A 9629-nucleotide genomic window follows, 5' to 3' on the forward strand; every position below is an offset into this window, starting at 1 on the left:
ACTAGCGAACCTGCACAAGCGCAGGCTTTGAGGGGTGTGGTGAGAAATCCGGGTAGAATATAGCTTTGTCCATATCTTGGAATAGTGCAATTTTCCGGCAACATTCATCGAAGGCTTGAGAAATAACCTCTTTCACACTAAATTTGCTCAATTTTGATCTCACAGTCTGCTTCCACGGTAATGATGCTATTTTCTGGAAAAGCAATCCAATTACCTATAAATAGTGGTTCAGATGCGATAATTACAGATTTTGAAAAAGCCGGAGCATCTCGTATCCAATAAAGAGATGGAGCTGGAGAGGTGGTAGCAAAGCGAGAAGCTATTAGGCGATGTCCGTCACTAAAGATTATATTAATTGAGGCTTCTACTTGATAGCGCTTTGCCATTTCTAAAAGTGTTAATAATGTAGTACGTAAAGCATACTCTAGAGGTCGGTGTTTGTTAATTTGACTTTGTGAAAGTAACAATGCAAAAATGTGTTCGGAGTCAGTACTACCATTAATTATTTCGTAAAAATCTTGAGTTAAAGTGCTGCGGATTTTTCTGTGTAATGTTTTGCGGAAATTTTGGATTTTTCCATCATGAATAAATAACTGTTGTTGATGCTTAAAGGGCTGACAATTAGCAAAATCTACGGCTTGTTCGGATGTAGCACTGCGGATATAAGCAAGTACACACTTTGATTCAACGTAACGGCTGAGGCTGGGTAAGTTTATGTCATTCCAAATAGGTAGGGTATTTTTGTAGGTAAAAGGTTCGATATCTTTCTGGCTATGATACCAACCCACACCAAAGCCATCTGCATTGACTACCCCAGAGTTCATTTCGCGGGGTTTATAACTCTGGACTATCAACGAGTGTTCTGGTTTATACAGAAGATGCTCTAAAGAAACAGGCGAACCGAGGTAAGCAAGTAAACGGGACATGATGAATATTCCACCTTCTATTAAAACAATTATCAAGCAACAGCCTTACCCGCTTTTATTCACCATCATTAGTGGCTCTCACTTATATGGGTTTCCGTCACCTGATTCTGATTATGACTTGCGTGGAGTGCATATTTTACCAGTTGAACAAGTAGTAGGATTAAAGACTGGGAATGAAACTATTGAAGTTTCAGAAGTGCGTGAATCTTTGGAAATTGATTTAGTAACTCATGATGTCAAAAAATTCTTTTTAATGCTACTTAAAAAGAATGGTTACGTATTAGAACAACTATATTCACCTTTAGTATTAACAACTTCACCTGAACATGAAGAATTAAAATTTATTGCTCAAGATTGCATTACCCGTCACCATTATTACCATTATATTGGTTTTGCGGCAACACAATGGAAAGTTTTTAATAAAGAACCGACGTATCGGATAAAGCCATTGCTTTATGTTTATCGAGTTTTATTAACTGGCATTTATCTGATGAAAAAAGGAGTAGTTGAAGCTAATTTGATTAAGCTGAATGAGTTTTTTAATTTACCATATATTAATGATTTAATCGCTCAAAAGTTAGCAGATAAAGAAAGGTCTATTTTGTCAAATGCTAATCTAACTTTTCATCATACAGAATATGAACGTCTGCGTCACAACTTGCAAGAGGCATATGAATCTAGCCGACTACCTGAAACACCTTCAGCGAATGCGGCTTTGCATAATTTGCTAGTACGCCTGAGAACTAATACTAATTTTATGTGAGGCTGCGCTTTATTCACGCAGCAGCACTAGTTTAGTTGTGTTTTTATTGGTAATAAGATTATAAATTCTGTACCTTGTTCAAATTCTGAGATTACTTCTATTTTACCGTTATGTTTGTCAATTATCTGATAACAAATACTTAAACCTAACCCAGTCCCTTTACCAACTGGTTTAGTTGTAAAAAAAGGATCAAACAGTTTATTTTTAATCTCTGGGCGAATTCCAGAGCCATTATCCATGATGCCTACTTTAATGTAAACATCATCTATATTGAATGTATTTATAATAATTTTTTTACTTTTATCTGAATCAGCTTTGTCATCTAGCAACGCATCTATGGCATTATTTAGAATATTCATAAATACCTGGTTTAGTTGTGCTGGATAACACTCAACTAAGGGTAAATCTCTATAGTTTTTAATTACTTCAATTCCTGATTGAAGTTTGTGATTCAGAATTAACAGGGTATTCTCAATTCCTTCATGAATATCTACCTCTTTCATGTCAGCTTCATCTAATCGGGAAAAGTTTCGCAAAGATAATACGATTTCTCGGATGCGCTGAGTCCCAGTTTTCATAGAAGAAAGCAAGAGTGGCAAATCTTTATGAATAAAGTTTAAATCAATTTCTTCGATTTTTTCTTCAATCAACCAGATGGGATCTGGATACTCTTGCTGATATAAACTCACTAAATTAAGCAAGTCCTGAGTATAGTCACTGGCACATTGAATATTACCATAAATAAAATTAGCAGGATTATTAATTTCATGAGCTATACCTGCTACCATCTGCCCAAGAGAAGACATTTTTTCTGTTTGAATTAATTGCCCTTGAGTTTCTTTTAAGTCTTGCAAGGTTTTTTGAACTTCTTGGGTTCGTTCTTCTACCCGTTTTTCTAAACTTTGGCGAGCTAGTTCTAGTTCTTGGGTTCGTTCTTCTACCCGTTGCTCTAAACTTTGGCGAGCTAGTTCTAGTTCTTGGGTGTAATCTCCTACCCATTCCACCAATTGATTGAGAGAAGTAGCTAATATCCCTACTTCATCGTTGCTGGTGACATTAGCTCTGAGTTGAAAATTTGATTCTTGCGTGATTTTTATAGCAACGTTAGTAACTATTTGTAGGGGACGAGCAATTAATTTACTGGTATATACTGCTAGTATAGCTGCGATCGCAACTGAGAACAGCATACTTCCAATAATAACTTTGATTCGCAGTTTTTGTGCCCTATCAAAACTAGTATTTGCTTGCTTTTCTTGAATTTCAGCATATCCGATTATCCGAATCAACTCGTCTGAAAGTTTCTCAAATTCAATCGAAATATTAACTTGTTTATTGAAAAAAAATAATAGCTCTTGTTGATCAATTTTTGTTTTTTTTGCTAGCAACTGGTTTTGTTCAATCTTCTGCCAAAAGTTTTTTACTATCGCAGTATATATTATTGTATTTTTTTTGTACTTATTTAATAAATTTAATAAGTCTGTATCCTTTACTTTTGAATCATGAGCATAAATATTTACAAAAGTTTCAATTTTTGATAATTGTTGCTCAACTTGACTAATCTCATCTAAAAATCTGTTTTTTTCAAATTCTAACCAAATAGAACTTTCTAATACGGTAACTAACCTTTGTGGATGTAGCCGCACTCTAGTTATTGCATTTTCTAAATCTTTTAATAAAGATTGTTGTTGATAAGATAAATTTAACTTTTGCTGGGCAATTGTTTCATATTGGTATGCAACTAACAAACCGCAGGTTGTGCCGATAAAAGTAATACTAACTGCTAAAGTATAGCCATAACTAATTTTTTTAGAGATATTCCAATTATGACTTAAGTGACTAAGTAAGATAAAAATCTTTTTAAAATAGTGTTTCCCATTAGCTATCATTTATTTATCAATTATATTGTTATAAAAAACTTCCTTGCCCAATTTTTTGATAGACTTCACGAATCATATTATAATCAGCATCATTTGCTAAAACTAATTTGCTTCCTTTATACTTTTGGTTTGCTTTAGCAGTCACCAAACTTTGAATTAGTTTATCCTGATGGTTCATCATGCGCGAGCGCATATCTACTATAAAGCTAGATGCCAACTGGTTACTAGCAACAAATACATCATGAGGAAGTAATGGCCCTTTAAAAATTACAGAAAAATCTTCTTCAGATAAGCCTTCAGACTCTAGAATATTTTTGTATCTGTCAGATGCAGTCGCCCAAGCATCTACCTCACCTTTTTCTAAAGCTTGTATTCCCTTATCATCTAACATGACAGTTTTGAAGTCAGTTGTTGGATCTAATCCAGCATCTATCAGTAGCTTTGTAGGAGCAAGATGTCCAGAAGTGGAGCCAATTTTCCTCATGGCTATTGTTTTACCTTTCAATTGAGCTAATAATTTAATTGGACTATCAGCACGAACTACAATAATCGAATGGTAGTTCGTGCGCTCAATAGCAATTATAGGAATAGCCTTTGCCCTAGAATTTAAAATCAAGTATTCTGAAGGCCCTGCAAATACAATATCCACTTCCCTTGATAATAGTGCTGGTGCTGCTGCTGTGGTATTCTCTACAGGAAAAAACTCAATTTTTATGCCTAATATCTCTTCTAATGTGGCGCGAAAAAGTCCATAATCTTGTTGTAAGCCTTTAATTCCAATAACATCTGTAACTGCAAATTTGAGAATTTTTGGTGCAGTTATTGTCATCGGTTCTGAATTATTAGTAGTAGAATTTACTCCTGTTGTGCAGCCAGCAGCAAACACGAGCGAATACCAAAGTAAGTTACGCCGTTTCATAAGTGTAAACAATATTACAAATGTAAAATTTTTAGCTGCTATTTAGGAATACACTTATGCAGTTTATTGCTTCTTTATATTAATGACTTCTGTGAAATTACGTAAATAAGTTTTATTTGTAAATCCTGTTTGAAAATATTATTGTTGCTTTCAAGACTTCCAATTAAAAAAATATCCAATTTGTAGGATGCTTTCAATAAAAGGAGGTAATACACCGTAGTACGTGAACTCAAGATGGTGCGTTACACTTTGTTAATGCATCCTACAAATATCGGATAATTAATTTTTTGGTATTCCTTTAACTCTTAATTTCTAACTTTTTTACAACTTCAAAGTCCAAGCGGCAAAAGCTAAAGTACCCCAACCAGCAAGAAAGGCTGCGCCGCCTAGGGGTGCGATCGCTCCTAAGGATTTAATACCGGTTAAGCTAAGGGCGTACAAGCTACCTGAAAAAATAGCAATGCCAATGACAAACAGCCATCCACTGGCTACGAGAGTAGGTTGAGGAATCTCGGTGCGACTAAGTAGTATTGCTACTAGAAAAAGTGCCAGAGCATGGTACATTTGATAACGAGCGCCAGTTTCAAAAATTTCTAATGATCGCTCACTAATCTTTTCCCGCAAGGCATGAGAAGCAAAAGCACCAGCAGCAACTGACAAACCGCCTAAAATAGCAGCTACGCTCAAAAAAATCTGCGTCATTAGACCTAGCCGTAAGTTGATTATTAGTCATTAGTCATTAGTTAATAACAAAAGACAAATGACAATTAGACATCAAAATGATATGATACAGCCCCTTCTTCGTTCACCTTAAAGTTTGCATTGAAGTTTTTAGCTTTTTCATCTAAATATTGTCTGGCGTTGGCTGCGGGTAGTTGTGACTGCATTGCAAAACCTAAAACAGTTATACGCCCATGATTTTCTTTTAGCATCTCATAAAAAATTGATTGCAGGCGATCGCTAACTTGTTGATTAAGCGCCTTCTTCTCCTGTCTGCTTTGACTATACAATCCCAATGCTAGCCATGTGCCCAGTGTTAAGGTAGGAACGCCAAAAATCAAACCTTCTACCGCAGTATTATCAACTACATAAGTATCTGTTGCTGGTGAAAACTCAATCGAGCCATCCCAAGCTAAGGGTAGCGTAATTGATGTTTCTCTAGTCGTTTTATTAAATACCGCTGCTGCTGATAACATTACAAACATGAATCCCATTGTCAGTAGCCAAGCTGCGGCCAATTTTTCAGCAGTTTTCATAGTTCCACTTCAGATTTACACTTTGCTAGCGATTTTAACCTTACTTTCGTAAAGGTTCCAATATATCAATCTACTCCTGAGGATAGGTTTGTAAGCACTTCTTCTATGGACTTCAGCGCTTACGATTCTTCCACATTCCACACCTTCAACTATCACTAAGGAAAGCGATAATAGTAAGCTAAGGTTTACGCAAGCGTGAAATGTCAAAAATATAATATAGTTTTTACAAATATTACTTAGATAAGACTGTGCGATGCGAACGTGGAAGCAAACTACGTGCAGCGTCTATCTGCGACACGCTGCGCGTTTCCATAGCATCCCGCAGGGAACGTAGAGAAGTGCGGGCTACGCTTTCGCTAAGATAAAAGCAGAACTAGCTGCCAACTGCAATAATAACCAGTGTTTAGCCTTGAGCTTGTCAAATCGCAGCAAAGGTATAATATTTATCTTGCTGCGATTCTATCCTTACTTACGTGTAGCTTCCAGTAGGCGGGAAAAATAAAAACGAGTCCGAGTCATAGACTCTCGTTGCAATGAAAAACCATTGCTTTCTAAAATTTTTACCACATCAGCTTCACGATGCAAATATGCACGAGTCGCTTTACTTGGTCCGGGAAAGAAACTACCAATTTTCTTGAGTATACTCAGGGCGCAGGTCTTCGGTGCAAAACTGAGAATTATCCGTGACTGTGCCAAAGAACAGAGGTGAGAAATCATCTCATCCGCTTTTTCTTGGGGGTAATGGATGAGAACATCCAAGCAAATAACGGTATGGTAACTACCACTCAACGATTCCAAATCCTGCACGGCAAAAGTGGGATTTTCAGAATTTCCCAAGGTTTGCTTGGCTCTATCTTTGCCTTCTTCCACCATTTTTTCAGAAATATCCGTGGCATAGACCTTGGCACCATCTACCGCTAGAGGGATGCTAAGACTACCAACACCACACCCAGCATCGCAGATAGATAGCTCTGGTAAATTGTTATCAGCCTTCAGCCAGCCCAGAACTGTATCCACGGTTTGCTGGTGTCCATTGCGGATGTCTAGTTGGACTTTGTTGACTTCGCCATCACCATAGATTCGCTTCCAACGGTCAAACCCTGTGGAATTGAAATACTCGCGAACAATCGTTTTATCGTCGGCTGCGTTCATAAACTTTGATGTTTAGGGGTTCCCAATGCTTAAAATTATCATTGATAGGAACCCATAGGAGCGGTCTTCCAGATTTTTCTAGATATGGTGCAGAGAATTAGGGGCACACATCTGTGCCCCCCTATTTATTCAAACGAGAACCGCTATATTTAAGAAATTATTGTCGTTTTATGGTTTTTTGAAAGTATTTTCTACTATTTAAAAATCGGTTATTTTCGTTATTATAAATTCCATTGAGATTTCAGCCTGTAGATGTAGATAAATCCTTCTTAAGGTACAATCGTGATTGCGATCGCAACATTTATGCTGTTAAAGATTTAATTTTTTGTAATTAATATAACTTAAGGATTCAAAAAAATAAGTAAAATTTCTTATATTAGTTGTAAATTTCCTATTTAGGTTTAATTATTAAACATGGCACTGAATTCGTTAACAGACAGTCCTATCGTTGCATTTACAATTCTTCTAACAGTAATCTTTACTATACCTCCTATCTTTGAGCGACTAAGGCTACCTGGATTAGTCGGGTTATTAGTGGCAGGTATATTACTAGGGCAAAATGGACTAAAGTTGTTAAACCCTGAGTCTGAAACTATCAATCTGCTCTCGGATATCGGCAAACTTTATTTGATGTTTGTGGCAGGTTTAGAAATTGACTTAGAGCAGTTTCGTAAAACTAGAAATCGCTCAATTGGCTTTGGCATTTTAACATTTTTAGTTCCAATGATTGCTGGCATTGCTACAGGACGATTGTTCAATTTTGGTTGGAATGCCTCCGTCCTCATTGGTTCTTTACTGGCCTCTCATACCCTCTTGGCATATCCAATTGTGAGTCGTTTGGGAGTAGTAACGAATGAAGCTGTAACCGTCACAATTGGTGCCACAATTTTTACTGACACAGGTGCTTTGCTAGTATTAGCTATTTGTGTTGGAATTCACGGGGGGGAATTTTCCGCCTTAAGTTTAGCAATTTTATTAGGTGGATTAGCAATTTACACTGCCGTTGTCCTGTTTGGCTTTGACTGGGCAGGAAAAGAGTTTTTTCGCCGCTCTGGGGATGAACAAAGTAAGCAATTTTTGTTTATCTTGCTAGCATTATTTTTGGCATCTGTCGGAGCGCAGGTAATTGGAGTCGAAAAAATTGTTGGTGCTTTTTTAGCAGGTTTAGCTGTCAACGACGTTCTGGGACGTAGCCCCGTCAAAGAAAAAATCGAGTTTATTGGTAGTGTTTTATTTATCCCTTGTTTCTTTGTGGACATGGGATTATTGATTAATATTCCTGCATTTATCAAAACCCTTAGTTCAATTTGGCTGACTCTGGTAATTGTAGTGGCTTTGATTGGCAGCAAATTTATAGCGGCATTCTTAGCCAAATTATTGTATCGCTACAACACAGCAGAAATGCTAACGATGTGGTCATTATCACTACCACAGGTAGCAGCCACACTAGCAGCAACCTTGGTTGCTTATCAAACGGTAAATCCTGCTGGTGAGCGCTTAATCAGTGAAGCTGTCTTAAACAGTGTGATTGTGCTTATGCTGGTGACAGCTATTTTGGGCCCCATAATAACAGCACGGTTTGCTCCTTCACTACAGCTTTCTGAGACAGATTTTGAAACAGATAGTTTGACAACTTGGTGGCAAGGTAATGAAGATCAGCTAGTCGAAAAAAACCAATATCCATTTACTGTAGTAGTGCCAATATACAACCCCCAAACCCAGCGCTATTTAATAGAAATGGCAGCATTGTTGGCTAGTCATGAATCTGGAAGGATTGTGCCATTAGCTATTACTAGAGCACATATTCAAATGGATGATCCACAATTAGTAACAGCACTAGACCAAAGCCGGGAAAGATTGAAATTAGCTAAAGAAATCAGTCAAGAATTTGATGTGGAAGTATCACCAGCAATTCGGATTGATGATGATGCAGCTTTGGGGATTAGCCGCACCAGTCGAGAACAAAATGCTAGTTTAATAGTGATGGGTTGGTCGCGGACAACAGGTTTGCGTGCCCGCTTATTTGGTAATGTCATTGATAGCGTCTTCTGGTCTTCTCACTGTCCAGTAGCAGTAACACGCCTGTTAAGTAGTCCCAAGACAATTCAAAGAATTCTTGTACCAGTTGGAGACTTAACGCGGGAAACTATAGGCGCTTTGAGATTTGCCCAGATTTTGGCTGATGTTAATCAAGCAGAAGTTGTGTTGTTACACGTATCCGATCGCAAAACACCGCCTAATCGAGTGGAAAACTTTGTATCTCAATTGTCTGATATTACTTCTAAAGGTCAATTACAGGTGAATACGAATATCCAAACAATTAGGGGTGATGATATTGCTAGAACCATAATTCGGGAATCTCAGGCATTTGATTTAGCGGTGTTACGTTCCGTTCGTTATCGCACAGCAGGTGGATTAGCCGTCAGCGAAGTGACAACGCAGTTACTTCGAGAATTAAAGTGTTCAATTGTGTTGCTTGGAGAACCTCATTCGTGATGTGAGGAGTCAACGCCAGTAAAAAGAGAAAAGACTTGCGATCCCACGGTTTTATAGCTATTCTCCAAATTGCTCTTGAGATAATAACGGCTCAAATGATTGGTAAGCCTCATAATTACGAAAATGTCGAGCATATAAATCAACAATATCCTCAGATTAATTAAAGTCATCATCCAAAACTGAATTTACAAAGAAGGGTGTGGGGTGTGGGGTATAGGGTATAGAAATAAAAAACTAAAG

The 9629-nt window shown here is 37.4% G+C and carries 8 protein-coding genes; 2 read left to right on the forward strand and 6 right to left on the reverse strand.

The genetic code is table 11. From position 1 onward, the window contains the following. Positions 1-137: 137 nt before the first annotated feature. A complete protein-coding gene (gene egtC / locus VB740_RS34195; RefSeq protein WP_323204259.1) occupies positions 138-926 on the reverse strand; it encodes an ergothioneine biosynthesis protein EgtC in 789 nt (262 codons plus the stop codon). Here egtC and VB740_RS34200 point away from each other — a divergent pair. Beyond that, positions 925-1689 (forward strand): DNA polymerase beta superfamily protein, encoded by a 765-nt coding sequence (locus VB740_RS34200; RefSeq protein ID WP_323204260.1) that lies wholly within the window; start codon positions 925-927, stop codon positions 1687-1689. The genes egtC and VB740_RS34200 overlap by 2 nt on opposite strands. Positions 1690-1715: 26 nt before the next feature. Here VB740_RS34200 and VB740_RS34205 read toward each other — a convergent pair whose 3' ends face one another. The 5 genes from VB740_RS34205 to bchM form a co-directional block, all read right to left on the reverse strand. Further along, entirely contained in the window at positions 1716-3575 is a 1860-nt protein-coding gene (locus VB740_RS34205; protein ID WP_323204261.1) for an ATP-binding protein, read from the reverse strand. Positions 3576-3594: 19 nt separating this feature from the next. Then, positions 3595-4485, reverse strand: a complete 891-nt coding sequence (gene phnD / locus VB740_RS34210; RefSeq protein ID WP_323204262.1) for a phosphate/phosphite/phosphonate ABC transporter substrate-binding protein — start codon at positions 4483-4485, stop codon at positions 3595-3597. 321 nt (positions 4486-4806) lie between these two features. Continuing rightward, positions 4807-5187: a DUF423 domain-containing protein gene (locus VB740_RS34215; protein ID WP_323204263.1), complete on the reverse strand. Its 381-nt coding sequence runs from the start codon at positions 5185-5187 to the stop codon at positions 4807-4809. A 65-nt stretch (positions 5188-5252) separates the two neighbouring features. Next, positions 5253-5741, reverse strand: coding sequence for a hypothetical protein (locus tag VB740_RS34220; RefSeq protein ID WP_323204264.1), 489 nt, complete (start codon positions 5739-5741; stop codon positions 5253-5255). 465 nt (positions 5742-6206) lie between these two features. Next, a complete protein-coding gene (gene bchM, locus VB740_RS34225; RefSeq protein WP_323204265.1) occupies positions 6207-6893 on the reverse strand; it encodes a magnesium protoporphyrin IX methyltransferase in 687 nt (228 codons plus the stop codon). A gap of 414 nt (positions 6894-7307) precedes the next feature. On the opposite strand from bchM, the gene VB740_RS34230 reads away from it, so the two are divergent. After that, complete coding sequence (locus tag VB740_RS34230; protein WP_323204266.1) at positions 7308-9389, forward strand: cation:proton antiporter; 2082 nt, start codon at positions 7308-7310, stop codon at positions 9387-9389. Positions 9390-9629: the final 240 nt, after the last annotated feature.

The sequence above is a fragment of the Nostoc sp. UHCC 0251 genome (genome assembly GCF_034932245.1).
GTDB lineage: Bacteria > Cyanobacteriota > Cyanobacteriia > Cyanobacteriales > Nostocaceae > Nostoc.